Raw genomic sequence first — 559 nt, forward strand, 5'->3', positions numbered from 1 at the left:
AGTTCGGCCGGACCACGGCGCGGAAGTCGGCCGCGGGGAACTCCCGCAGATGCTGGTACTGGTTCGGCGGCCCGAACCCCGGCTTGACCCCTGCGGGCAACGCGGCTGCCTGCTGCCGGGAGATGTCCATCGTCACCAGCGGATACAGGTAGAAGTACGCCTCACGGCTTAGCGTCCGCAGGTCATCAGCCAGCTTGCCCACACCACTCCCCTGCCCTCGAACTGATCCTTGCCCACACGCTGGCATGATCCGCAGGAATCAGCTACGCAGACCGGCGTGAGCGTGGGCCTAACGGGTGACATCGCAGCAGCGGGCGTAGGACCGGCCCGGAACCGTTCAACCTCGGTCCGACAGCGCTCGCCCCCGGCGCCGGCACAGAGCAGTCCGGGCGTCCTCCGACGCCAGTAGGTGGAGTCGAATACGAAACCAAACCTGCCCCCGGGGCATTCGGCCGTCCGCGTCGATGTCGTCGCGGGCAGCGGAAATCCGTCCGTCCAGCTGACGTTCCGGCTCCGCTACAACTCCTACTGAGAAACGTGGTCGCCCCGGTGCGTCATG

1 protein-coding gene is annotated in these 559 nt (G+C 67.1%); it reads right to left on the bottom strand.

The genetic code is table 11. From position 1 onward, the window contains the following. On the bottom strand, window positions 1–202 hold a 202-nt coding region (locus ABD323_RS44600; protein WP_344447679.1), incomplete at its 3' end, for a hypothetical protein. Between the last annotated feature and the right edge of the window lie 357 nt (window positions 203–559).

The organism is Kitasatospora nipponensis, from assembly GCF_039528135.1.
GTDB classification, from domain to species: Bacteria; Actinomycetota; Actinomycetes; order Streptomycetales; family Streptomycetaceae; genus Kitasatospora; species Kitasatospora nipponensis.